The organism is Sporosarcina sp. Y1009, assembly GCF_057669865.1.
Window position 1 is genome coordinate 93,273 of record NZ_JBYHFO010000010.1, and the last position, 25,905, is coordinate 119,177.

Consider the following 25,905-nt stretch of genomic DNA (forward strand, 5'->3'; position numbering starts at 1 on the left):
GCAAACCCAAAAACATTCCTATTAAAAGAATTTTAGCTACAAGAGGGAGGGAGTATTATGACACAGTTAGATTTAAAGAAGCCAAAACTGTTTATTCCCGAAACGATTACCGGAATACTACACAGAGAGCGGCTCATGAAATTACTAGAGTCTGATAGCAATCGGAAATTATCCGTTGTCTGTGCGCCAGCCGGATATGGAAAAACGACACTTCTTAGTCAATGGTCACAGCGATTCATTGGCCAAACTGCATGGATTTCACTAGATCAAACTGACAATGACCCGGTCCGTTTTTGGGGAAAAGTAGCGATAGCTATCAGTCGCGCGCTGCAAACAGATTTATATGAACGACTTCTTCCACTATTATCCACACAACCACGACTTCCTGTTAAACTATTTGTCGACTTAATCAGTACTGAAATTGGCAGCAGTAACTTAAAAGTTCAACTAATCCTCGACGATTATCAAGTCATTACCCATTCGATCATTCATCGCTCGATTGCAAGATTGATTGAACATCGTCAGAAAAATTTCCGGACGATTATCGCAAGTAAAAGTCAGTTACCATTGCCACTGATTAGATGGAAAGCAGATTCTATTATTCAAGAAATAACAATTGAGCACCTCAAGTTTACGTATAAAGAAACAGTTCAATATTTGAGGATGAATTCTAACTCTATTTTAGGCTTAAATACGGTCCATGAAATTTTCAAGAAAACAGAAGGACGGCCATTGACTATCAAATTAGTCACGAAAGTATCTGAAAAAAAGAGGTTTGAAAAAATTATATGTGATGGGAATAATCCATATGTATCAGATTATTTATTTCACGAATTAATTACCGGTCTATCCAGTAAAGAGAAGAACTTTTTATTGAGAACATCTGTATTGAAAGTACTTGAGCCTGAAATCTGCATGGCGCTCACTGAAGATCTGGATGCGGCTACTATTCTATCCTCGATTGAAAAAAGAGGGGATTTTATTTCTAAAATAGATGAGGAAAAACTTGTTTTTCAGTATCATCTTAGATTTCAAGATTTCTTAATCCAAGAATTGCGTCAACGTTATACCGATGCGGAAATAACAAATTTGTATTTAATAGCTGCGGAAAAACTGTATAAACAAGGTGACTTTTTGGAAGCAATTGAAATGGCTTTGAGAGGAAATCTGTTTGACGAAGCATTGAAATGGATAGAAATTCATGCCATTGATGTTCTTAAACTGGGATATACTGACACATTTAAAGGCTGGATTGAAATATTACTTAAAAATCAGCAAGAACTAAGTATTGGAACGATACTATTATTTGCCTTCGCCCATGCGATGTTACAAGATTTTGGACGTGCTCTACTCATCATTGAACAATTGGAAAATCGGCATGAAATAGATTTGTGGATGGATAACGAAGAATACAAAAATGAGGTCGTAGATTTTCTGAGAATTAAGGCCAACACTTTGCTAGTTGGTCAAAATAATATTAACACCTCCATGCGTTTACTGTTAAAACTAATCGAACGGGGTACAAATGATTCTAAAATCAATGAAATACCGATCCGTTACAATATGTTGAACCTGTCTCTTTTGCATACAAAAATCGGTGCGAAAGGAAAGCTTTACTCCGAAGAAATAGAAAAGGTTTTCGTGAAAAACTTTCAGGCAACAGACTATAAAAAACTCCTTGTGTCGGGCTATTATTTTGGTGTGCACGCTGAAAAGTTAGTAGAATTTAATCGAATCGATGAGGCCTTTTTTGTAATTAGAGAAGCTATAAAAATCGGACGAAGTTTTTGTGATCCCGGTATAGTAGTTCCGATGTTTGTGTTAAAGTGTCGAATTGAAATTACTAAACAAGACTATCAAGAGGCGTTACGCTATTTGGAAAAAGCAAAATCTTATGCACTTAGCCAAGAAGAACCTCACTGGGTAGAGTTAGTACACGTAATGGAAGCAATGATCTATATTCAACAAGATAAAGTTGCGAAAGCAGAAGGAAAACTCTCCGTAGCAGTAACAAATGAATACATTGGAGGTATTGGAAACGAAACATGGTGGTTTGTCTATGTTCGATTACTGATTAAAAAGAAAGACTATGAACTTGGATTAGAAAAAGTCAAACAACTAAAATTCCATGCATATGAAGAAGAACAAATTGCTTTACTAATAGAGGCTTCGCTATTAGAAGCGATACTCCATAAATTGACGGGAGATAATAGGCAAGCGCTTGATCTGCTAAATGAGGCCCTGAAATACGGGCAACGTTATGGCTATATAGGGATATTTCTAAATGAAAGCGAAATCTATCCCTTAATGAAAATGTATATCAAACTCCGAAGAGAGCGACAGATTCCCACTTGGAGTACAATTTCATTGGATTATGTTGAAAAAATACTGAGCATTTTCACAGAAAAGCAGTCAACATTAGGATTGAGCGAAGAAAAGAAGAACCCGCTTCATGGGCTTACACCCCGGGAGCTGGAAGTCTTGAAACTATTAACAACCGGCTTATCTAACCGCAAAATAGCTGACGAATTGTTCTTGTCGCCCGGAACAGTTCGCATCTATTTATCTAATATCTATGCAAAATTACAAGTGAAATCGAGAACACAAGCCGTAATTATTGCCAATGGTAATAAAATAAACTGAATACGTTGAAATCACTGACATTCGTCAATAGTAACCACCGTTAATATTCTATATGATAAATCTACTAAAGTTGATCATATGAATTTAGGTTGAGTTACTTTTGACGAGTTTTTTTGTTCACCCAAAAGATGCATCTGTTATAAACAAACTAATATCTTCATAGACTAATGTATACGTGCATTTAAGATTGGAGAAGATAATCTCATATAGATAGTTTGTACGAACTTTTGCCATCTTCGAATATTGTATGTAGATGAGAATATTCATTTGGAGGCTATCATGGATAAAATACACTACGCAAGGGATAAACATCAATCGCATGCAAGTTTATACATTTTCTGCAAAAGAATAATTGATATCGTTGTAAGTATTATCTTACTACTTTGTCTAAGTCCTTTTCTGTTGTTATTTTCGATTGGTATTCTCATTTTTTCAGGAAGGCCTATTTTTTTCAAACAAACTAGGACAGGTATATCTAATAAGCCGTTTACAATATGGAAGTTTAGAACAATGAAAAAATATCCGAAATCTGAGAAGGCACATAATTATCAGTGGTCAGAAGGGGTACCAAATGATTTTTTGTTTAAAACTCCACAGCAACAAAAGATCACGAGAATTGGGAAAATCTATCGAAAGTGCAGTATTGATGAATTACCTCAGTTATTAAATGTTTTACGGGGTGACATGAGTTTAATTGGGCCACGACCAGAAATTCCTGAAATTACGCAATTATATAGTCGATACCAAGCTCAGAGATTAAAAGTAAGGCCGGGAATGACAGGCTATGCTCAAATAAATGGCCGTTCCGTTATTAATCATGGCATGAAGATTGAATATGATCATTACTATATTGATAATCAATCACTTGGGCTAGACTTCAGAATATTTATTAAGACCATTGGACTGGTTATTCGGGGGAAAGGGGCCTGTTGAATAATGAGGGAAATAATTGAGAAAGTTGAGAAAATCAAATGAAAAAAGAGATGGGTATAAAAGAACTAGTAAACTTAATGTTGAAAAAAAGAAGCTTGATTATCTCCATTATTTTCATCTTTACTTTATCCGGAAGTGTTGTCAGTTTCATATTACCGTCAACTTACGAAGCAAAAATAGACTTGTTAGTAAATTATACGTTGAAAACTGAAAAAGCTGTCGCTCTTCAATCTAGCGATATTGAAATGAGTTTGCGCCTTATTGAAACCTATAAGTATATGTTAAAAAGTGATAGGATGCTAACCGAAGTAAATTTACAGTTAGATGAACAATATTCGAAATCGGAGTTAATGAAATATATTTCAATTGAATCAAGTAATAACTCCCAAATAATAACTATAGTTGCGCGAGAAAAAACTAGAGAAAAAGCAGCTGTATTAGTAAACACGTATGCAGCAACATTTCAAAAAGAAATAAAAAACCTTATGAGTCTAGAAAATATTACAATACTAAATAATGTTTCCCCGAATACGGGAATAAAAGAAATTACATTCCCTTTTTATATGTTAAGTGTTATCTCATTTATTATTGGAGCTATTGTTGCAACAATGACAATTGTAATTCACGAGTTTTATTCACCTAAGTTAAATACAAGCATTAAAACTGAAAATGTACTGAGCATTCCTAATTTGGGTATTATACCGTTTGTTAAAGTTAAGAGATCCATTAAGAAAAAATATAACCAGTGGGATAAAAAACTTATTTCGATGATGGAATCACCACCCACTTTGACCGAAGACTTTAGAAGAATAAGGGCAAATGTACAATATCAAATGTCTCAAAGAAATATAAAAACAATTTTGGTAACAAGTTCTGTTCACGGGGATGGGAAGTCCTTTGTGAGTGGGAACCTAGCAATTATTATGGCTATGGATGGAAAGAAAACGGTATTTGTAGATGCGAATCTAAGAAAGCCGATTGGGAGACTAGTTTTTAATCTACCAAGTCGAAATGGGCTCACATCACATGTCTCTGGAAAATTCAAATTGAATGAAATTATTCAAAAGACAGAGACGGAAAATTTATCTTTCATAAGCTCTGGTCCTATGCCTCCGAATCCGACTGAAGTATTATCTTCACCAAAAATGAAAGTTTTAATTAATGAATTGAAGAGTCAATTTGAAGTAATCATCATTGACACCCCGTCACTTAATGTCGCAGATACAATCAGTCTTTCGATGGTTGTAGACGGTTGTATATATGTTATTGATGCTGAGAGCACAAAAGAGGAACAAGCAAGTAAAAGCCTTGGGCAATTGCAAAAAGTTGAAGCACCAATTTTAGGAACAATATTAAATAGAAGCTATTCTGAAGAAAAAAAGGTTGCATTTGAATAGGGTTGGAAAGGACGTGTAACGATGGTTATTGAAGTATCTAGGAAACTTTTACAAGGTATTGACACTCAAGTAGAAGATGAAGAGCATCAAATTTTTAGGGGAATGGAAATTTGGCATTTTAATATGTTGGTAAGTGCGATTGAATCTAACTTAATTCCGCTTGCAGGCAGTGAAAAATACATGCTAATTAAACTACCTATTAAACTACCTAATGAGAGAGTACCGAAAGTTACTTTATCTATATTATACCGCTTGCAACTGTTAGGCTACATCCCGGTAATTGTTGGCGTGGAGACAAGTTTAAATTCTAGAAGTAGTCTGGGAACGATACAAACACTTGTCATTAAGGGGGCCCTTATACAGGTTAAAGCATCTAGCGTGATAGGTAATCGTGGAAAAGCAATCCAAAAATATACGATGAAGTTATGTAAGAATAAATTAGTTCATTTTGTAGACTTAGATACTTATCTTACCAATAAAAAACGATCTCCTAAAAAAAATGTATATAAATATTTACAAAAAAAGATTTCAATTGAATATGTTCAGTTTTTACAAGCGAATGAAAAACATGTTAGTAACGGTACAGATTTTCATGTTCCTATTCCAACGGTTCGTAAGTTGAAATAGCCACGGATCATAATTATTGGATAAGGCGGAGGGCTGTTCATATGATTCAAATTATGCGCTGGAAAAATCAGGTTTTCAACAATCACTTCATACGAAGTCTTTCCGTATTAATGGCTGGAACAGCATTTGCAAATGTACTGATTGTCGCGACGATACCGATTTTAACAAGGCTATACACTCCTGAAGAATTTGGGGAGTTGTCCGTTTTTCTATCAATTCTATTTACTGTCCAAATTATTGCTTCTATGCGATATGAAACAGCAATCCCTTTACCTAAAAAAAGTGTGGACGCTTTTCATTTATTAGTCCTTTCAACATTTATTATTATTCTAATGAGTATCTCAGCATTTTTTTTCATTACATTTTTTCCAGTCGCTCAGGTTTTTGAAATGCCAGGGTTAAGTAAATATATTTGGCTATTATCGCTAAGCTTGCTCGGTATGGGTTTGTACCAAGCACTAAATTTATGGGCTATTCGAACAGAAGAGTACACTGCAATGTCTAAATCAAAAGTGATGATGAACGGCAGTACGGTATTTTCACAAATATTATTAGGTTTATTTCATATCGGGCTGATTGGTTTGCTAATCGGTGAAGTTCTTGGAAGATTTTCAGGTACAATAACCTATTTGAAGACAATTAAAAAAAATGAATTGCGCTTTGAAAGATTTAGCTTTAAAAAAGTAATTACTGTAATGCAAAGATATAAGTGGTTTCCAATTGTTTCAAGTTGGTCTGCAATTCTGGGTAGTCTTGGAAATCAATTGCCGGTATTTTTTTTAGCAGCTGCATTTGATGCTAAAACGGTGGGTCTGTTTTTTTTGGCTCAAAAAATATTAACGATACCCGAGGGGTTACTTGGTTTTTCGGCTTCTCAAGTATATTTATCACAATCGGCTCAACAATCTCGAATGTCCTATGAAAAGTTTAAGAAGTTTTTCTGGGATATTGTAAAAAAAATGGTTTTAATGGGGGTTGCTATTGTTGGTTTAGTTGTTCTCATCGCCCCGCCTCTAATTCATATTGTCTTTGGAGATAGTTGGGCGCAATCAGGAACGTATATACAAATTCTTGCAGTATTGTTTCTTATGAAAATTATCGTTAATCCTATTACAGCAAATTTTTATGTATTCGAAGCGTTGAAAATTCAAATGTTAAGCGAATGTATAAGGTTTGTATTAATCGGTTTATCGATATTTCTTGCAGTTCGCTATATTGAAAGTCCTACGTTATCGATTCTCTGTATAAGTATCATCAGTTCATTCGGGTATCTAATCCATGGATTCTTTTCCTGGTATGTAATGAAAAGAAGTTATGAGTTACCGATAAAAAATAAGGAGATGATATATGCAGATGAAACGTACAAGGGGGTAAACAATGCTTGATAATCAACATAAATGGATGCATATCTACTTATTTCTCACGATGTGTATAAGTTCATTTGTACTGATTGAGCCTTCTCCTTACGATTTATTCTTGATTGTTCTAATATTCATCTGCTTCATTTATGGATTTTATACAGTTAATAATGAAATTGTTTTTCCATTTATTGTTATTTCCTTATTTCTTATCAGTAATCTTATTTCACTTTTTTTTGTAAGAGAGCCATTTACTGCAATCCGCTATAGTGGGATAACTTTTTATTTGGCTCTTTCCTGGGTTTGTTTTGTTAGCTTAGGGCATTACTTTAAACTGTCTCTTCTTCAAATAATATCAAAAGGGTATTTGATATCTGCTGCTCTAGCTGTTTTGATTGGAATCGCAGCATATTTTAATATAATTCCGATGAGTGACGACTTCCTAATGTTTGGAAGAGTTAAATCGACATTCAAAGATCCAAATGTATTTGGTCCATTCCTGGTTATGCCAGCACTTTTCGCAATTAGCTTAGTAGAACTAGATGGACTAAAAGTTCGAGGTAAAGTTCTAAGCTTTTCTTGCTTTTTATTGTTGGTGTCGGGAATTATTCTTAGTTTTTCCCGTGCAGCATGGGGGAATTTTGCTCTAGCCTTTTTTCTTTACGTCATTATTGTTAAAAGGGAGTTCTTAATAAAAAGAATAAAAACGATTATAGTAATCATGATTATCGCTTTGCCCTGTTTTATTTATTTCATCCAAACACCGATTGTTGAGGATTTATTTTCTTCCCGGTTGATGATTAAAAATTATGATAGTGATCGCTTTGATACGCAAAAAGAAGCAATTGAAACGGGGTTTAAAAATCCGTTTGGTATTGGACCGGGTCATTCAGAGTTAGTATTCCAATACGCACCACATAGTTTATATGCAAGGTTGTTTACAGAGAATGGTTTAATTGGAATTTTGTCATTTACCCTTTTTTTTATTTATAGTACGTGGAAAGCATTTATTAGTTATTGGAAATCGAAGGGTGAGTATAGTGTTCTTTTCATAGCCATATTCGCTTCACTTTGTGGCCTCGCATTCAATAGCTTTTTCATAGACACATTACATTGGCGACATTTGTGGATTATTTTAGCCCTTGCATATTTTCCCGTCTTCAAGGATGAAATACAAACTGATGAAATCATTGCGTCAGGATCAAGGAGGCCGCTATGAAAATTGTCCAATTAATTACCAGCATGGATACAATCGGTGGAGCCCAGATACATGTAAGAGACATTTCTATTGGAATGAGCAGATTAGGCCATTCAGTTGTGCTCGTCTCTGGTGAAGGTGAAAACATTCATTCAACTATAGAAAAAGAAGGAATTTCACATTATAGGATTCAGCATTTAGTTAGAAAGTTGAATATTATTACTGATTTTAAGGCATTTATAGAATTAAGAAAAGTAACGAAAAAGATTGCCCCTGATTTAATTGCTGCACATTCTTCAAAAGCAGGAGTAATTGGAAGGCTAGTTGGGTGGTCACTTGGTATCCCGACTGTATTTACCGCACATGGATGGTCTTTCACTGAAGGTGTGCCTAAAAGGAAACGAGCTGTATATATAGTTATTGAAAAAGTAGCAGGGCTATTTTCGGATGGAGTCATTACAGTTTCTGATTATGATAATTTGTTGGCCAGAAAAAACAAAATTGTGTCTGGACAAAAACTCCATACGATTCATAACGGCGTACATGATAGTAAACTTTCAGATGTTGTTAAAAAAACGGAGGACGTTCCGACTATAATCATGGTCGCAAGGTTTGCGAAACCTAAAAAGCAACTTGATTTGTTAAAGGCTTTGCAAAAAATTCAATCAATAAAATGGAATATTCGTTTTGTAGGTGACGGACCTTTATTAAAGAATTCAGTGGATTATGTTGAAGAACATGGTTTATCAGAAAGAGTAGAGTTTCTTGGAAATCGAAATGATGTAACAGAGTTATTGCTACAATCCGACTTGTTTATTCTCCTATCTGATTGGGAGGGTTTACCGTTAAGCATTTTAGAAGCGATGAGAAGTGGTTTACCAATCATTGCTTCTGATGTAGGAGGAGTAAAAGAAGTTGTACAAGACTCCATTAATGGTTATTTAATTCCTAAAAATGCAGAAAGTGAACTAATCCAAAAAGTGAAGCATTTGTTAGCCAATCCGAAAACTTGTTTGGGGATGGGGAAAGAAAGTCGAAGGAATTTTGAAACGAACTTTACTTTTAACAAAATGCTTGATGAAACAGACACTTATTATATAAAGATAATTGAAAATAAACGGGCTAAATTACCGATTCCAAGGAGGGCATAATAAAATGAAGGTCTTAATAAGCGGTGGAGCTGGATTTATAGGTTCTCATGTCACGGAAGAATTACTAAATCATCATTACGATGTCGTTTCAGTTGACAATTTGGCGACGGGATCACCGTCCAATGTACCTGATAATGTAAAGTTTTATCAATATGATTTGAATGATCCTGAAATGGAATATGTCTTTGAAATGGAAAAACCGGATATTGTTATTCATTTAGCAGCACAAGCCTCTGTTACCGCGTCGATGCGAGATCCGTATTTAGATTTTTATACTAATACCGCGGGAACCTTAAGATTATTGCTATTATCAAAAAAGTATCAAGTGAAAAAGTTTTTATTTGCTTCAACAGCAGCTGTATATGGGGAACCTTTATACTATCCAATTGACGAAAAGCATAAAACGAATCCCCAATCATACTATGCACAATCCAAATTTTCGGCGGAGAATTATATTGCGCTTTATGACGCGCTAAACGGTTTGGACAGCTGTATTTTAAGATTTTCCAATGTCTATGGTCCGAGACAAAATCCCGATGGAGAAGCTGGAGTTATTTCGATATTTATTAATAAGTTACTACATGAAGAAACAGTTTTTATATATGATGGAAGCCAGACTAGAGACTTTGTTTATGTGAAAGATGTTGCGAGTGCTTGTCGGCATGCCATAGCAAGTGGAAAAAAGGGGATTTATAATGTTAGTTCTGGAACTGAAACAACGATTAATGATTTATATAATCTTTTAGCAAATGAGTTTGATAGTCACTTAACACCGTTGTATCAACCGCTAAGGCAGGGAGAAATTGAAAGAAGTGTTTTAGATAATAATAAAGCGAGGTTTGAACTTGATTGGAATGTAGAACACTCGCTTTTGGAAGGCTTGAAAGAAACTGTTAAGTATTACATGAAAGAGGCAGCTGTTTATAGGTATTAAATGGATTATGAAAATGGAGGTTGACATGGAGTTACTCACAATATCGTCGAGAGAGCAGCTTGAACAGTATAGAGATGATTGGTCATTCATATTGGAGGAAAATCAAAATACAAATCCATTTATAGAATTCGATTGGATAAATGAATGGTGGAGACATTTAGGTAGAGATAAGCAAGTTGAAATCATCGGCATACGTAAAGTGGGAAAAATCATCGCTTTTTTCCCCTTTTTATATGAAAAAGGTTTGCTCGGATACAAGTGCTATTTTATGTCGTTCGGTCAAGCAAATTATATGGACGTTGTCGCTTATGACGATGTGTTGGATGACTCACTAAAGTTTGTATTAGATGACATCATTCGAGAAAAAAAGAATGTCGTTTTCTATTTACATGGGCTTTTGGAGAGTAGCAATACACCTAAAAGTTTGGAAAAGTATTTGCGAAATGGCAATTCAAAGTTTTCCGTTCATCGCGTTATCACTCCATATATTGATTTGAAAAAAATTAAGTTAGAAGAATATATGGAGAAAAGAAGAAGGCTGCATCGGCTTGATCGAAGAGAAAAACGGTTACATGAAAATGGGAAAGTGGAGTTTTTACGTAGTGATCCAGAGGAAATGGATTACATGTTCAAGCTTCATGACAAACGCTGGGAAAAAAAGCGGGATACAAGTGGATTTACGAATGAAAAAGAAAAAGAGTTTTACCGTAGCCTTGCAAAGATTACTAGTGGTGCTTTTAAAACTCAAATAGATTCCTTGTATATTAACGATACGATGATTGCATTTAATTATGGTTTTAATTGTCGTGGAAGATATTTAGGATATGTCTTGGGATATGATGATGATTTTGAAACGTTTAGTCCAGGGAGAATCCTTGAAAAAGAAAAGATTTTGCAATGCAAAAACGGAAATGAACGCGTGTTTGATTTAAGCATAGGTTATGAGACTTATAAATTCGAATGGAATACACATCTAGATTATACGAGAAGAATGATATTTTCATCAAATACAATAGCCGCAAAAGCTATGCGATATATTGCGACTTCGAAGGAATCATTTGTCGAGAAAATTAAAGAAAATCATAAATTTGTTTTATTTATACGAAATACGATTGGGAAATTACTTTTCATAATTAAAAACATGTTTAAATCGGAGTCCAATGATGCGCGTGCAGAGGTTAGGGAATTTTTCAAACGTGTCCGAAAATACTTTTATGAAAAAGAACGATATATCGTTTATAAAATGGAAAAGAAAAATGTTCCGGATATACCAGATTCCCAGGAGTTCATCGAGTTGACGATAAATGATGCGATGGAATGTCCAGAAATTGTTAGCATTCATATGAAAGATATTTGCAGGAAAATGTATGGTGGCTATAAAGGTTATTACCCAAAAGGTCAGTTAGCCTATGAAAATATATTTTGGACAAATGATAAAGTACTCCGGATTGACAGGATTTCTTATCTTGAACAATTTAAAAAGAGTTCGGTTTACTTTAAAAATTGGAATGAGGGAAACCTGTCTTCAGTTTGTTCATCTGTAAAGAAAAACAGTAAGGCACGAACTGTGTACGTCGCAGTTGAAGATGGTTCCAAGAATGAGAAAGCTTTATTGGAGAATATAGGGTTTTCTGTAAGCAAACAAGTGTTGAAAAGGACGTATTTCGGTTTTGGTAAATACCATATTACAGAATAAAGGAAGGTGGTCATTTTATCATTACAATCGAGAGGGAAATTGCAAAAGTAAAAATAAATAACTATTATTTTGCAAAAACGAATTCGAGTTACGATTCCAATTCCAATGTTCATGTAAAAGCATTCTCGCATTCATTCGTACCAAGACAATCCCTGCGAACACTAGAAACCCTGCAAATTAATTTAAAAAATAAAGAAAATGAATTATTAATGGATATGCATAAAACAACTCGAAGACAAATAAGGCGTGCGGAAGAACAAAATTTAACACATATTGTACTGGAAAATCCAACAGACCAGGAACTTTTAATGTTTCAAAAGTTTTATAATTTTTTTGCCAAAAATAAAAAAACACATGCTTGTAATTCATTTCATATGAAATCAATGAAACTTCTGCGCGATAAAAATGCGCTTATTTTAACTTATATGCAAAACGAAAAACAGGATATATACTGTTACCGTGTTTATATTAGGGATGGCACATTTGCAATGAATTTATATTCGGTTTCTCATTTTCGAATGGCAGACCATGCAGAGGATAAAAAAATATTAAGTCAAGCGAATCGATATCTCGTTTGGAAATGTATTTTATGGTTTAAAGCAAAAGAATACACGCGTTATGACATGGGTGGTTTAACAGACGATGAAAACATTCGAAGATTTAAACTTGGTTTTGGTGGGGAGATTGTCTCTGTCTATTCAGGTTACGAAGCAAATTCGATCATCGGAGAACTCGTTTTAAAACTTCGAAACTGGAAAATGGCTTTAGCAACTGCCAGGGAAATCCAATGAGGAAAAACGGAACCTTCATCATCTCACTTGATTTCGAACTAAACTGGGGCGTCCATGATGTTTTCACACTTGAACAATATGAGGAAAATTTACTAGGTACACGCGAAGCAGTTGATAAGATGCTCGAACTGTTTGAAAAGTTTGGAATCCGTGCCACATGGGCGACGGTGGGGATGCTTTTTTTCGAGAATAAAAAAGAACTCATGAACAATTTGCCGTCGAAACTCCCAAGTTATACAAATATGGAGTTTTCCCCCTATGGCAAACTTGGAGATATTGGAGAGAATGAAGAACAAGATCCCTTCCACTATGGGCAATCATTACTTAAAAAGATTAGCAGTTACGAGGGACAAGAAATCTCGACCCATACGTTTTCCCATTTTTATTGTTTGGAAGAGGGGCAAACAGTAGAACAATTTGAAGCTGATTTAGTAGCTTCTTTAAAAGTAAATACCGCATTTGGTCAACCGGCAAGATCGATTGTGTTTCCGAGAAATCAACTCAATAAAGCCTATCTTCCTATATGCAAAAAACATGGGATTGAAAGTTTCAGAGGAAATGAAAAAAGTTGGATTTATAAGGAAAGTAAGTTTCATAAGGAAAACCCTTTAAAAAGGGTGCTGCGTTTAGTCGATTGTTATGTGAATATTACCGGACCTAATACGTATCCGCTTAAAAAAGTAGAGAAAGAACCACTAGTAAATTTAGCATCAAGTCGTTTTTTAAGACCCTATGTTTCGAAAATTAGTGGCCTTGAAAAATTACGAATGCGGCGCATTAAAAAAAGTCTTATACATGCGGCGAAAAACGGAGAAGTCTACCATCTTTGGTGGCATCCACATAATTTCGGCAAAGATATAGAAGAGAATATGCAATTCTTGATGGAAATTTTAACATTAGTTATAAAATTGAATAAGGAATATGGTTTTGAAAGCCTTACGATGGGAGAAGCGACAACAATAGCTTTGCAATTGAATGATGAGAAAGCATATGAAAAAGTAAAGCCCCAGTCACATTATGAAATGTAACTGGGGTAGTTTTCTATTATATTTAAAAACAGCTAAATCTATCTATATTGTCCAAGTCAATTCCCGTGTATTCCCATCTTCTTTGTCTGCTGCGCCATCTCCAGCCAGAGACTGATCTTCGACCGACAAAATCTGGGTAAAACCAAAATCCTTGCCTTCTTGAAAGCCAGACGTAAGTGAAACGGTATAAGCAACCTCTAATTGCACCCGGATCTACCGCGAATAGTTGCGTACTAGGATAAGTTGGCGTTGTACTAGGTGGTGCTGATCTTGGAGGCTGGGAACCTTGTTGCTGTCCTGGTGGAAATCCAGGTCCCCCTTGCCCCGGTGGAAATCCAGGTCTTCCTTGGCCCGGCGGGAATCCAGGTCCTCCTTGCCCCGGTGGAAATCCGGGTCTTCCTTGCCCTGGTGGGAATCCAGGCATACCGTATCCTTGTGAAAATCCTTGTCCCTGGGGATAGCCAGGCATTCCATACCCACCTTGCCCCATCGAATATCCGGGTCCTGTAGGTCCGAACCTTTCTTGACCATCATATCCATCAGGTAATCGTGGAAACCACTGTTCTGCATCAAATTCTTCTGATCCTCTGTTTACCATTGAAATTCTCTCCTTCCAGGCGATTCCCCTTAGTGTATGCGACCATAATAGGCAACGATTGGACTTTTATCCCGCATTAACGGGCAGTAAGCCTTCCACCTCAAGAGTTAAGTAAAACTATAAGGGAAGGTGGAAGTCTAACTGCCCGTAAAAGCCCGATTGGTTCAACTAACAATCCGTGGGCTGAAGCCCCCACAGATCGAAGTTTCACTTTACTATTTTAAAACTTTTTCAGAATTCAACTGTCTAATGTATATGAGGGGATGGAGGTGGAGTCTTGACTGACATAGAATTGGCGAAGAAAGCAATTAAAGGAAATGATGAATCCTTTCTTAAATTGATGTTCGCCCATAGAGAAGTGCTATTCAAAACTGCACTCGCGTATTTGAAAAATGAAAAAGAAGCACTTGAGGCCATACAAGAAGTAACATTTCGTGCTTATGAAAAATTACATACAGTGAGGAATCCCGAATACACAAAAACTTGGCTTGTACGGATCATGATGAATTATTGTCGGGATGTCTTACAAAAACAAAAACGTTTAGTGTTTGATGAAGAGGTCATATTGCAGCATGGTATTAGTGAAGATTACACTTATCTTGAAATTGAAGAGGCCATGAAATTATTATCCGAAGAACAACGTGAACTTATTTATATGCGCTATCTCAATGAGATTAAAATTAAAGACATTGCAGAAATGACAGACATACCAGAAAGTACAGTGAAAACAAGACTTTATAAAACGTTAGGAATACTAAAATCCTATTTTGAGGAGAAAGGAGGAATCCGCCGTGTTTAGAAAAGAAGAAACTAAATTGGGAAAATGGAAGGCTGAAATTGAGGATGTAAAAGTTACGGATGATTTATTGGAAGATGCGATTCAACAAGGATTTCATCGTGCGAAAGAAACTCATCCCGTGAGACGAAAGCGTCCATATGTGAAACGTGGGATATGGGCAATTGTGGTTGCTGCCATTCTTTTCTTAACACTAGTAACCTCTATCCGCGTTTCACCAGTAATGGCAAATGCAGTAGCTTCGATACCAGGAATGGAAAGGTTTGTCGATTTTATTCGCGATGACAAAGGGCTGGCTAGTGCGATTGAAAATGAATACTATCAAGAACTTAATATTTCAACTGAAAAAGAGGGTGTAACGCTTACGCTTGATGGTGTCTTGGCAGACGAGCAAGAAATGGTCATATTTTATACAATAAAAGGAGCCGAAAAAAATGAACGATTTGAATTAGGCATTCCTGATATAACTGATAGACAGGGAACAGATATCATGATGTTCGGGGGAGCAGATTATGGCTCAGATTTTGATGTAAAAGGTTCCGAGCAAACTGCAAAGGTCAATATCCGATTTAATGAAGAGATGGCTATGAACGAATTTGAATTTATTTTTAATGCAACAGCAAAATCTAATCAAAGATCAATTGATTTTAATATTCCATTTGAAGTGGATAAAGTGAAAATGCCGACGACGCGTTATCCGTTGAATGAAACAGTTTTAATTGAAGGCCAAAAAATCATCATAAACGAAATTGAAATTTCTCCATTAAAAGTAGCGATCCATGTCGGTGTGGATCCAGCGAATACAAAGGAGATTTTTGGTTTTGAGGATTTACGATTCGTCGATGAAAAAGGGGAGACCTGGACTTCAATAAATAATGGTATTACGAGGACGGGTGCAAGAGACGATGAAGTGAATATCTATTATTTACAAAGCAATTATTTTGAAGAGCCGAAAGAACTTTATCTGCAATTCAATAAGCTGATGGCAATGGACAAAGATGAAGCTTTTCTCTTAATTGATAGGGATAATGCAAAGATTTTACAGCAACCATCAGATAAACGATTTAGTAATTTAACCGTAAATGGGGAATTTATCAACATAGATTTACGCAGTGCTAAAGGATATCATCATGATCCTTTTTCTGAGATTATCGATGCGAGTGGAAAAGAAATCCATAGTATTTCCGGGACATTCTCGCCAAAGGAAGACGAGGGAATAATTTCATTAGGGATCAGGTTACCCGATACGGATTTTGAAAGTCCACTCAAATTTCCGTTTGCAGCTTATCCTTCCTATATAGAAGGAAATGCGAAAATTAAAATTAAATAACAAAAAGTTCCACGGTGAAAAATCGGCCGTGGAACTTTTGAAGATGAAAATTATTCAATCGTAATATCTTCAGCTTTTAATCGATTAATAATGCTTTCCCTTAGACCTCTGTTCCTTTCAGGGAGTGTCAATTCGTTGCCATCCATAAAGTGGAATTCAAATTTCGAGTACCCTTCGTTTTCATCTACTTGATGATAAAAGACTTGGTCGATGTCGCTCCAGGCATAGGTATGTTTTTCTGTCTTGAACATCTCCCGATATGAGATTGAATTCGATTCGAGTGATGTGTAATTTAGTGAAGCGATATAAAATGTTAGAGCGCTTAACAGTAGACAGGCTATGCTAATGAAAACTGAAAACTTTCTGCCTGCCAGTAAAAATAATGCCAATGGTGATAATGTTAAAAAGAGAAATCCAACGGCGTATACTCCGTAGGTTTTTCCAGCTACGATCATATGCCAGCTCTCGGGTGTATGATATAAAGTATTTGCGACAGATGTCGGCAAGACTAAAATAAATATAGGCGATAGAACCGCAATACAAATCGCAATGGCCATAAAAATATGCTTCATCTCATAATTTTTCATCATTTCGCACCTCTATTCTTCAAATTTAAAAAGAAATATCCAATTAGGAAAAGGATTAGCGTCGCGCCTAGGAGCACTAGGTACCCCGACAGTGTGGTAATGCTCGGATTATTTACCAGAGCAGAAACCTGACCGTTCGTAATTTTACTAATATCAAAATAAGTGAAGGGTGATAAATGTGCTTGGTCGGTTAATAACTCTCGGCTCCCCGCATAGCCAATGACACTGATTAAAATCGTTGTCGTAAAGACACCAAACGTGCTTTTAAAAAACAAGGACAGAAAAATCGATAGACTGATGACAAACAATAAAACACAAAGGAATAAACCAATACTCTCCATCAAATAATTCCCCAGTGTTATAAATTGCCCAGCCCCCTCAATCGTCCGGATGCCGTCGTACTCAAAATTAATCGCTTCCACAAATCGCCGGCTGTCATAACGTAAAATCGGATAATCCCAATCGCCAAAACGATTAAAGACTGTTGCGATAAGAACGACGAAAGAAAAGAGCCCCACACTACTTACTAATGCGGTTGTCGATGCATATATGCCTTTTCCAAGAAAGATTTTCTTTTCAGCAACTGGCTGAGTCTTTAAAAGCTGTAGTGTCTTCTTTTTACCTTTTTCATTCGCGAAGCCTGTGCCTAATAAAAACAGGAATAAAATTAGTGGGATGAAATAGAAATACTTATCAAAATAGACATATAGGGAATACAATCCGCTATTGTCTATTCTAATGTTTTCATCTGTCCTTGTCTTTTGTAGGTCTTCAAAATTCTGCCAGTTATCATGGATGGTTAGTAAATACTCGCCTGAAAAAACAGGTTGAATATCTCTATCTTTCAGCCACTTTTTTTCGGCGACGCTTACGTCATAGGTGAAATTACTGATTGGATCACCTTGCCCACCCGATGAAAAAGCACCAACACTTCTTTCAATTTCTCTATAGGACTCACCTTGCAAAATATAATGGATTTGATAGTCATAAAAGGGCGCCCAATCTTGACTTTCAAGAGCTAAAATGGCGGCTTTGTTTTTCTCTAGCGTTTCTCGCCCATATTCGAGCAATTTCTCATTAATATCTTTGCTAAATTCATCACCCGACGCTATCATTCGTTCTAAGTCAGGAATCATGACTTCTTCGTCAAACACTTTTCTTTCATGAAGTGTATCCACATAAACAGTCTCTCTTGAATCAGTTAGTTCTGTAATCGCAAAATACCCAAGTATGACAGTAAGAATTAGAATGACAAAAGATTGCTTTATTACCCCGTTTCGTCGTGCTTTTCTCCACTCAAACATGATTATATTCCATAATGGCCGAGGCTGTTTCGTTATTCCTCTCTTAAATGGCTTCTTCAATTCCGCGGAACCAAATAGAGACAATTCCTTTTCCGGTAGGAATACCGCTAAACCCACGAATACGAAACCCCACAGAATTGCTGCCATTGGATACAGAAAATCGGTTTGCCCAGGCAGTTCTGTCAGTATTTGCGAGAAATGAAAATAATAGAATGGATTAAAAGCAGTTTGCAATGCTGTAAATAAATCTGCAGCAAAGAATCCGATCAAAATAATAAAACCCGCAATGATCAATGCACTAAATGAGTTTTTCAACCATGTGCTAATTAAGAAGATAAGACCGAAAGCGATAATACTTGCGCAAATAAATAACACGAATCCTCGTAGTAAATAATGAGAGGTTGAAATAATCGTAAAGGAATCACCCGTCATTAAAATTTGTGGGTACTGAAGATTTATTGAATAGCCACTGAAAATCAATGGAATTACCAATCCAATGACCACAACCATCACCAGAAGTGCAAGAACCGCCACGAGTGCTGTTGCATATTTCGCTGCAATCAATTTCCACTTTTTGATTGGCTGTGTTTTCAATGTTGACCATGAATGTTGTTCTTTTTCAACCGTGATTGTGTTTCCAAAAAATAATAAGAGAATCAGAATACCAACTACGCCTAGAAGAAACCCTGTACTTTCTTTTAAAATTAGGGCCGGTGAAACCGGGTGTGCTTCATCTTCGTATGAAAGATTATTTACTAATAACCATTCATTTTTAGCAATTGCTCTTTCTTTTTCCATTCCTTGTAATTCCTCAAATTGACCTCCAGCATTTTCAAACGCCTGCAAGTTTGTTAAAAAGTCGTTTTCAAGCTGCGGAATTTCATGCCAATTTTCATTGTAAATAGCACTCTTCCATTGGAAAAATGCTGTGGCCATTGCATTGGTGGATTCATATTGTTGTTCTTGTAGTTTATCCAGCATATTTTCCCTGCTTAATGCATTAAGCTTTGCATATAAAACATCTGTCTCCCCTATATATTCTTGAATGTTTGCTAGGGCCCGCTCATCCATCTCAGGCTGTTGAAAATGATTTTGCAAATAAATTCCGCCTATAGCGAGAATTACAATAGCGAACAACAATAAAAACTTCTTCTGGCGCCACAACTTCCTCATTTCAAATTTAAATAGCTTCATGGTGATTCACCTTGTTTACCGAAAATCTTTCTGTACCGATCCTCTGATCCTTGCATCTTTTTCTCGATATCAAGAAGTGTGATTTTTTGATGCTCCAATACTAGTAGGGCAGCATTTAGATTATTAATTTGTAAATTATTACCTACAACCTCAACTGATATATTTTCCTGAATCAACGCACTTTTCGCTTTCCCAACATCATCGACAACAAGCTCATAGTGAATTTGTTCATATTCGGAAATATCTTCTTTAATCAAATTACCGTCTTTCAGAAATAAAATCTTAGAAGTCACCCGGTCAATTTCACCTAGATTATGTGAAGATAAAAGAATCGTCGTCCCGCTTTCGTACAACGAGAGTAGCAGTTCACGCACACGAATCGCACTCGTCGGATCGAGCCCATTCAACGGTTCGTCTAAAATTAATAATTTCGGGTCGTTTACAATGGCCATCGTGAGCAAAAGATGTTGTTTCATTCCAAGCGAATAATTTTGTATCTTCTTATTCAAATAGCCCGCCATTCCAACTCTTTCAGCTGTTTTAATAATTTGTTCCTTCGAAATCCCTTGTACATCCCCGATAAATTGAAGATGGTCATAACCGGTTAAGTAATCATAGAGCACCGAATTATCTTGCATATAGCTAATTTCCCGAAATATATTCGGGTCTTTGTTGGTTTTACCCAGAATCGTCACTTCGCCGCTATTAGCCGACAATAGATTCGTAATGATATTTAACAATGTGGATTTCCCTGAACCATTGGGCCAATTAATGCGATGATTTGCGGTTCTATTATTTCAAACGAAATGCCTTTTAAGACTTTTTCTTTTCCGTACGACTTATGTACATCTTTGACAGATAGAATCATTTCTCGATATCCCCCTTATAAGTCTATTGTTCACTCAAATAATGAATGAAAGATATACTACTTATCGATAATATCTAACTATTAAATATTGTAGCACAATTAATTGAGGGAAAGGTGTTGGATTTCCATTTTTTTGAAAAGTCTTTTTTTGCGTTGGCAATTTGAAGTCTAGAGTTTCTGACTCACAAGAAAATCAACATCAAAAAATCTTCTAAAACGCTTTACCACGCTGATACAGCACACTGTTAGCAGAGACTAAACTTTCGCAATAATCATTTAAAGTGCACTTTCCTCATGTAAGATAGAGATAGAAACTTAGTAGGGGGAATTCAAAATGGGGAAAGCATCTGAAAAAGTGATTAGGTATCGGGGAACCAAATTGAATACGAAGGGGTGGCAACAAGAAGCGGCACTTCGCATGTTGATGAATAATTTAGACGAAGAAGTAGCAGAGCATCCGGATGAGCTTGTTGTTTACGGGGGAATTGGAAAAGCGGCACGAAACTGGGAGTCGTTTGATGCCATTGTTAGTTCACTGAAAGAACTCGAAAATGATGAAACTTTACTTGTGCAATCTGGAAAACCGGTTGCGATATTCAAGTCTCATACTGACGCACCGAAGGTATTGATTGCAAACTCGAATCTCGTTCCTGCGTATGCGAATTGGGAAACATTTCACGAGCTCGATAAAAAAGGTTTAATGATGTACGGCCAAATGACTGCGGGAAGCTGGATCTATATTGGTTCCCAGGGGATTGTTCAAGGTACTTATGAAACATTTGCTGAACTCGCGAAACAACATTTCGGTGAGTCACTGAAAGGAACGATTACATTAACAGCAGGTCTCGGAGGTATGGGGGCGGCACAACCGCTTGCTGTTACGATGGCGGGCGGTGTTTGTATTGGCATAGAAGTTGATGAAACAAGAATCGACCGTCGTATCGAAACGCGTTACACAGACGTGAAGACTGATTCATTAGATGAAGCAATTCGTTTAGCGGAAGAAGCGAAAGCAAAAGGGGAAGCGTTGTCGATTGGCCTTTTAGGGAACGCATCAGATGTGTTACCTGAAATGATTGCGCGCGGATTCATACCTGATGTACTCACAGATCAGACATCCGCCCATGACCCGTTAAATGGCTATATTCCGTCTAGCATGTCCCTTGAAGCAGCAGCAAAACTACGCGGGGAAAATCCTGAAGAATATGTTAAGAAATCAAAAGCTTCAATGGCAAGCCATGTTGAATCGATGCTGGCAATGATGGATCTTGGCGCTATTACATTTGATTATGGCAATAACATCCGCCAAGTCGCAAAAGATGAAGGTGTCGAACGTGCATTCGACTTCCCAGGATTCGTTCCTGCATATATTCGTCCGCAGTTTTGTGAAGGTAAAGGACCGTTTCGCTGGGTGGCATTATCGGGTGATCCAGAAGACATTTACAAAACAGACGAAGTCATTTTACGTGAGTTCAGCGACAATAAACATCTTTGCAACTGGATTCGCATGGCACAGGAGAAAATCGAGTTCCAAGGACTACCTTCGAGAATTTGTTGGCTCGGTTACGGGGAACGTGCCCGTTTCGGAAAAATTATTAACGACATGGTCGCATCTGGCGAATTAAAAGCACCGATTGTGATCGGACGAGATCATCTTGACTCAGGGGCAGTCGCATCGCCAAACCGTGAAACGGAATCGATGAAAGACGGATCAGACGCAGTTGCTGATTGGCCGATTTTAAATGCAATGATCAACGCAGTCGGCGGCGCGACCTGGGTTTCAGTACATCACGGGGGCGGGGTTGGCATGGGTTATTCCATTCATGCAGGCATGGTCATTGTTGCAGATGGCACGAAAGAAGCGGAAGCCCGAATTGAACGTGTATTGACAACTGATCCGGGAATGGGCATTGTCCGTCATGTTGACGCGGGTTATGATCTAGCAGAAAAAACGGCGCGTGAAAAAGGCGTCAGCATTCCGATGATGGCAAAAGGAGTTGAACAAAAATGAAATCAATCGTTTGGATAAAACACGCAACACAACTTGTAACACTTGCACAAAACTCAGAAGGACCGCGTATTAAAGAAGCAATGAATGATCTATCAATCATAGAGAACGGTAGCGTTTGGATAGAAAATGGTGTCATAACAGCAGTTGGAACAACAGATGAACTTGAAAGACAGTTTAAGGATCGCGAAGCCGAAGCAGATATTACAGATGCGACTGGCCATTTGGTCACACCAGGACTTGTTGATCCACATACGCATGTCGCTTATGGTGGAAGCCGCGAACGAGAATTTGAAATGCGTCTCGAAGGTGCAACGTACATGGACATTATGAATGCAGGCGGAGGAATTCACGCGACGACTCGAATGACACGTGAAGCGACGGAAGATGAGTTAGTCGAGCAGTCAAAAAAGCGACTGGATTCATTTTTACAACACGGCGTCACGACCGTTGAAGGAAAAAGCGGTTACGGACTCGATTTAGATAATGAACTAAAACAACTTCGTGTCATGAAAAGACTTCAAAATGAACATCCGATAGATCTTGTTCCAACATTTATGGGGGCTCATGCTGTTCCGACAGATTACAAAGGTCGCGAAGATGAATTTGTCGAGTTGATTATAAACGAAATGCTTCCAGCCGTTGCGGGTGAAAAACTCGCCGTCTTTAATGATGTCTTTTGTGAAGTCGGTGTATTTACGCCTGAACAGTCAGAGCGTATTTTAGAAGCAGGGAAAAAGTACGGCTTAGCACCAAAAATTCATGCAGATGAAATTGAGCCATACGGCGGTGCCGAACTAGCTGCAAAAGTGGGTGCGATTTCAGCAGAGCATTTATTGAAGGCATCCGATGCGGGCATTAAAGCGATGGCGGATGCAGGAACAATCGCTTGTTTATTACCGGCAACGGCTTTATTTCTACGTGAAGAAGCGGCAGAGGGGCGGAAAATGATCGACGAAGGGGTTCCGGTAGCGATTTCGACAGACTGTAATCCGGGTTCTTCTCCTACAACGTCAATGCCGCTCGTCATGAATTTAGCATGTATTTCAATGCGCTTAACCCCTGCGGAAGCTTTGACGGCAGCAACTTATAACGCGGCATGCGCGATACAAATGGAAAATAAGACCGGCTCGCTTGAACCTGGAAAACACGGCGATGTCGTTCTTTGGAATATTTCAAATTACCAAGAACTGCAATATTTATTCGGTGTTAATCATGTTAAAACCGTTTGGAAAAAAGGCGTAAAAGTCGTTGGCGAATGAATTGAGTATAAAGGGTGGGTTTTCATGATTACATTAACGGGGTCAACACTTAATCTTGATCAATTAAAAGATGTTCTATATAAAGAATCTATTGTTTCATTAGACGAAAAAGCGATTGAACGCGTAAAGAAAAGCCGACTTGCCGTCGAGAAAATTGTGCGGGAAGATCGAACCGTTTACGGTATTAATACAGGTTTCGGGAAATTTAGTGATGTCAGCATTGATGAAAAAGATACGAAAGCGTTGCAACTTCATCTCATTCGATCACATGCTTGCGGAGTAGGGGATTCATTCCCAGAAGTTGTTTCACGCGCAATGGTCGTTCTAAGACTTAATGCATTATTAAAAGGTTTTTCGGGAATACGTGCAGAGGTTTTGGAACGGTTTGTATACATGGTGAACAATCAAATACACCCGGTCATTCCTCAACAAGGTTCGTTAGGAGCTTCTGGCGATTTGGCACCGCTTGCTCATTTAGCACTTGTCCTGCTTGGAGAGGGTTTCGTTTGGCAAGGAACCGAGCAAGTTCCGGCTGCTGATATTTGGAAAAAGCATAAATTAGAACCTATTGTCTTGGAAGCTAAAGAAGGACTCGCGCTCATTAATGGAACACAGGCAATGACCGCCCAAGGTGTTATCAATTATTTAGAGGCAGAATCACTCGCCTTAGATAGCGAATGGATCGCGGCCATGACAATGGAAGCATTACATGGAATAACGGATGCTTTTCATCCAGCGATCCACGAAGCCCGTGGATATCCTGAACAAGTAGACGTTGCAGAGAGAATGCTTGAGTTATTGGAAGGCAGTCAATTAACGACAGTTCAAGGTGAAAAACGTGTACAAGACGCTTACTCGATTCGGTGTATTCCACAAGTTCACGGCGCAAGTTGGCAAGTGTTAAATTACGTGAAGGAAAAATTAGAAATCGAAATGAATGCGGCGACAGATAATCCACTTATTTTCGATGATGGCGATACAGTGGTTTCAGGCGGAAACTTCCACGGACAACCAATTGCATTTGCAATGGATTTCCTGAAGATTGGTGTGGCGGAACTCGCAAATATTTCAGAACGCAGAATCGAACGACTTGTCAATCCACAACTCAATGAAGGACTGCCGCCATTTCTAAGTCCGGAACCGGGTTTACAATCCGGGGCTATGATTTTACAATATTCCGCAGCAAGCCTTGTTTCGGAAAATAAAACACTCGCTCATCCAGCATCTGTAGATTCCATTCCTTCATCAGGAAACCAGGAAGACCATGTGTCGATGGGAACAATCGGTTCAAGACATGCACAGTCGATAATAAAAAACACCAGAAATGTACTCGCAATCGAAGCACTTTGCGCATTAACGGGTTGCTCGATTCGCGGTAAAGAATTAATGGCATCTAAAACACGAAAACAGTTCGAGAAGTTACTTACTGTCGTTAATCCTATCGATGAAGATCGTGTTTTCACACCGGATATCGTTGCAATCGAACAATTCATAAAGAGGAATGCGATGAATTAAAAAAGTAGCTGAAACCGATTTTCTGGTTTCAGCTCTTTTTTTGAATCTAAACGGGCCCTCAAACGTATCTGTACTTGGAGGGAAATTATTATGTCAAAATGGACGATTTATCAAGTACTCATTGTTATTGGTTTTTCATTCGCCATCATAGTAACAAATGTATTCACGGAAAAAATTAGTGCCTTCTTTTCGTTTGTAGATTCATTTATTGAGCCGAGTATTCTAATTATTTTCTTTACAGTCATATTAATTGTATGGGGATTTTCTTTCTTACTACTATCACAAGAGAAGAAGGGAAGACCACTCTTTGTACATAAGATTTGGAGAATCATGCCAGCTATAATTGGGGTAATCCTATTTATTTCGTTTATCGTCTTCATAATATTAGGCGTAACCGTTCTTTCTCAAGTAACACCAGAAATGCACTGGATTTTTGATCTACTAATTGTTTACTTTTTGGTTTTGATATATTTGTTGGTACTGTCAATCATGCTTCGATATGGGAAAGCAGACACTAACAAAGGAACAGTCATGTCCTCTGCGAACGTGACAGTGCTCATTCTTTTAGTAATCATATTCCTGTTCCCGCAGTTGTAGGAAAGCTCCGTATAACTTCCTTGTATGGTGAGATAAGTTGATTGGAGTGGGGCGGCGACCATACGCGTCAACTTAAGAAAAATTAATGAT

General features: G+C 37.4%; 22 protein-coding genes. 17 read left to right on the plus strand and 5 right to left on the minus strand.

Going from position 1 to position 25,905, the window contains the following annotated elements; all coding sequences use genetic code 11:
* Window positions 1-57 precede the first annotated feature (57 nt).
* The 11 genes from AC25Y1_RS13200 to AC25Y1_RS13250 all read left to right on the plus strand — a co-directional run bounded on the left by AC25Y1_RS13200 (window position 58) and on the right by AC25Y1_RS13250 (window position 13,756).
* Window positions 58-2,643: a LuxR C-terminal-related transcriptional regulator gene (locus tag AC25Y1_RS13200; protein WP_488148459.1), complete on the plus strand. Its 2,586-nt coding sequence runs from the start codon at window positions 58-60 to the stop codon at window positions 2,641-2,643.
* A gap of 279 nt (window positions 2,644-2,922) precedes the next feature.
* Complete coding sequence (locus tag AC25Y1_RS13205) at window positions 2,923-3,576, plus strand: sugar transferase (protein ID WP_488148460.1); 654 nt, start codon at window positions 2,923-2,925, stop codon at window positions 3,574-3,576.
* Window positions 3,577-3,626: 50 nt separating this feature from the next.
* Window positions 3,627-4,973 (plus strand): tyrosine-protein kinase domain-containing protein, encoded by a 1,347-nt coding sequence (locus tag AC25Y1_RS13210; RefSeq protein WP_488148484.1) that lies wholly within the window; start codon window positions 3,627-3,629, stop codon window positions 4,971-4,973.
* A 21-nt stretch (window positions 4,974-4,994) separates the two neighbouring features.
* Complete coding sequence (locus AC25Y1_RS13215; RefSeq protein WP_488148461.1) at window positions 4,995-5,600, plus strand: CpsB/CapC family capsule biosynthesis tyrosine phosphatase; 606 nt, start codon at window positions 4,995-4,997, stop codon at window positions 5,598-5,600.
* Window positions 5,601-5,641: 41 nt separating this feature from the next.
* Window positions 5,642-6,985, plus strand: coding sequence for a lipopolysaccharide biosynthesis protein (locus AC25Y1_RS13220; protein ID WP_488148462.1), 1,344 nt, complete (start codon window positions 5,642-5,644; stop codon window positions 6,983-6,985).
* Window positions 6,978-8,177 (plus strand): O-antigen ligase family protein, encoded by a 1,200-nt coding sequence (locus tag AC25Y1_RS13225; RefSeq protein WP_488148463.1) that lies wholly within the window; start codon window positions 6,978-6,980, stop codon window positions 8,175-8,177. The genes AC25Y1_RS13220 and AC25Y1_RS13225 overlap by 8 nt, the downstream gene beginning before the upstream one ends.
* On the plus strand, window positions 8,174-9,307 hold the full coding sequence (locus AC25Y1_RS13230) for a glycosyltransferase family 4 protein (RefSeq protein ID WP_488148464.1): 1,134 nt from the start codon (window positions 8,174-8,176) through the stop codon (window positions 9,305-9,307). The genes AC25Y1_RS13225 and AC25Y1_RS13230 overlap by 4 nt, the downstream gene beginning before the upstream one ends.
* A gap of 4 nt (window positions 9,308-9,311) precedes the next feature.
* Window positions 9,312-10,241 carry an NAD-dependent epimerase/dehydratase family protein gene (locus AC25Y1_RS13235; RefSeq protein WP_488148465.1) on the plus strand — a complete coding sequence of 310 codons (930 nt, stop codon included), beginning with the start codon at window positions 9,312-9,314 and terminating at the stop codon, window positions 10,239-10,241.
* Window positions 10,242-10,254: 13 nt separating this feature from the next.
* A complete protein-coding gene (locus tag AC25Y1_RS13240) occupies window positions 10,255-11,937 on the plus strand; it encodes a GNAT family N-acetyltransferase (protein WP_488148466.1) in 1,683 nt (560 codons plus the stop codon).
* A gap of 209 nt (window positions 11,938-12,146) precedes the next feature.
* Entirely contained in the window at window positions 12,147-12,728 is a 582-nt protein-coding gene (locus AC25Y1_RS13245; protein ID WP_488148467.1) for a hypothetical protein, read from the plus strand.
* Window positions 12,725-13,756: a polysaccharide deacetylase family protein gene (locus AC25Y1_RS13250; RefSeq protein ID WP_488148468.1), complete on the plus strand. Its 1,032-nt coding sequence runs from the start codon at window positions 12,725-12,727 to the stop codon at window positions 13,754-13,756. Before AC25Y1_RS13245 ends, AC25Y1_RS13250 begins: the two co-directional genes overlap by 4 nt.
* Window positions 13,757-13,778: 22 nt before the next feature.
* Here AC25Y1_RS13250 and AC25Y1_RS13255 read toward each other — a convergent pair whose 3' ends face one another.
* Window positions 13,779-14,354, minus strand: coding sequence for a transporter (locus tag AC25Y1_RS13255; RefSeq protein WP_488148469.1), 576 nt, complete (start codon window positions 14,352-14,354; stop codon window positions 13,779-13,781).
* 277 nt (window positions 14,355-14,631) lie between these two features.
* Here AC25Y1_RS13255 and AC25Y1_RS13260 point away from each other — a divergent pair, with 277 nt between their 5' ends.
* Both AC25Y1_RS13260 and AC25Y1_RS13265 read left to right on the plus strand, forming a co-directional pair.
* Window positions 14,632-15,153 carry an RNA polymerase sigma factor gene (locus tag AC25Y1_RS13260; protein ID WP_488148470.1) on the plus strand — a complete coding sequence of 174 codons (522 nt, stop codon included), beginning with the start codon at window positions 14,632-14,634 and terminating at the stop codon, window positions 15,151-15,153.
* Window positions 15,146-16,480: a DUF4179 domain-containing protein gene (locus AC25Y1_RS13265; RefSeq protein ID WP_488148471.1), complete on the plus strand. Its 1,335-nt coding sequence runs from the start codon at window positions 15,146-15,148 to the stop codon at window positions 16,478-16,480. The genes AC25Y1_RS13260 and AC25Y1_RS13265 overlap by 8 nt, the downstream gene beginning before the upstream one ends.
* Window positions 16,481-16,530: 50 nt before the next feature.
* Here the strand turns inward: AC25Y1_RS13265 and AC25Y1_RS13270 are convergent, their stop codons facing one another.
* The 4 genes from AC25Y1_RS13270 to AC25Y1_RS13285 are packed head-to-tail and all read right to left on the minus strand — an operon-like array spanning window position 16,531 to window position 20,433.
* On the minus strand, window positions 16,531-17,070 hold the full coding sequence (locus AC25Y1_RS13270) for a hypothetical protein (protein WP_488148472.1): 540 nt from the start codon (window positions 17,068-17,070) through the stop codon (window positions 16,531-16,533).
* Entirely contained in the window at window positions 17,067-19,565 is a 2,499-nt protein-coding gene (locus AC25Y1_RS13275; protein ID WP_488148473.1) for an ABC transporter permease subunit, read from the minus strand. Before AC25Y1_RS13275 ends, AC25Y1_RS13270 begins: the two co-directional genes overlap by 4 nt.
* A complete protein-coding gene (locus AC25Y1_RS13280) occupies window positions 19,562-20,305 on the minus strand; it encodes an ATP-binding cassette domain-containing protein (RefSeq protein WP_488148474.1) in 744 nt (247 codons plus the stop codon). The genes AC25Y1_RS13275 and AC25Y1_RS13280 overlap by 4 nt, the downstream gene beginning before the upstream one ends.
* Window positions 20,299-20,433, minus strand: coding sequence for a hypothetical protein (locus AC25Y1_RS13285; RefSeq protein WP_488148475.1), 135 nt, complete (start codon window positions 20,431-20,433; stop codon window positions 20,299-20,301). Before AC25Y1_RS13285 ends, AC25Y1_RS13280 begins: the two co-directional genes overlap by 7 nt.
* A 334-nt stretch (window positions 20,434-20,767) precedes the next feature.
* Between AC25Y1_RS13285 and hutU the strand changes: the two genes are divergently transcribed.
* The 4 genes from hutU to AC25Y1_RS13305 all read left to right on the plus strand — a co-directional run bounded on the left by hutU (window position 20,768) and on the right by AC25Y1_RS13305 (window position 25,815).
* On the plus strand, window positions 20,768-22,444 hold the full coding sequence (hutU, locus tag AC25Y1_RS13290) for a urocanate hydratase (protein WP_488148476.1): 1,677 nt from the start codon (window positions 20,768-20,770) through the stop codon (window positions 22,442-22,444).
* Window positions 22,441-23,703 (plus strand): imidazolonepropionase, encoded by a 1,263-nt coding sequence (gene hutI, locus AC25Y1_RS13295; RefSeq protein ID WP_488148477.1) that lies wholly within the window; start codon window positions 22,441-22,443, stop codon window positions 23,701-23,703. Before hutU ends, hutI begins: the two co-directional genes overlap by 4 nt.
* Window positions 23,704-23,727: 24 nt before the next feature.
* Entirely contained in the window at window positions 23,728-25,218 is a 1,491-nt protein-coding gene (gene hutH / locus AC25Y1_RS13300) for a histidine ammonia-lyase (RefSeq protein WP_488148478.1), read from the plus strand.
* 90 nt (window positions 25,219-25,308) lie between these two features.
* The gene (locus AC25Y1_RS13305; protein ID WP_488148479.1) at window positions 25,309-25,815 is read left to right on the plus strand and encodes a hypothetical protein; all 507 of its coding nucleotides are present in this window, start codon (window positions 25,309-25,311) and stop codon (window positions 25,813-25,815) included.
* The last annotated feature ends 90 nt before the right edge of the window (window positions 25,816-25,905 follow it).